This is a genomic window from Gillisia marina, from assembly GCF_000258765.1.
GTDB classification, from domain to species: domain Bacteria; phylum Bacteroidota; class Bacteroidia; order Flavobacteriales; family Flavobacteriaceae; genus Gillisia; species Gillisia marina.
The window spans coordinates 1-378 of the sequence record NZ_AJLT01000093.1 but is presented as its reverse complement, the minus strand read 5'-3'; the positions used below and the strand labels follow the sequence as shown (position 1 = coordinate 378).

The 378-nt window shown below is 43.4% G+C and carries 1 protein-coding gene; it reads right to left on the bottom strand.

The genetic code is table 11. From position 1 onward, the window contains the following. The coding region (locus ON07_RS13760; protein WP_010232627.1) for an HYR domain-containing protein at positions 1 to 378 on the bottom strand (378 nt) is incomplete at both ends.

Below are 378 nucleotides of genomic sequence, written 5' to 3'. Positions count from 1 at the left end.
ATCGGTTACTACAAAGGTATTGGTTGTTGTTCCTAATGGAAACTGGCTCCCTGATGCTAGGCCAGTTGTTTGCTCTGTAGTTGCTCCCGGACAGTTGTCAGTTCCAATAGGAGCAGTATAATTCACTACTGCAAATTGTTCTCCTTCATCTGTTTTGGTGCTGATGTTTCCAGGACAAGCGATTGTTGGATCTTCGTTATCGATCACCGTTACTGTAAAGGATACTTCAGAAGTATTTCCAGCTGCATCAGTAGCGGTGTAAGTTACGGTTGTAGTTCCCACAGGGAACACACTTCCAGAAGCCATGCTTCCTTCATTAAGAGTAACTTTTGTTCCATCACAGTTATCTGTAGCAGTAGGAGCAGAGAAAGAAACTTC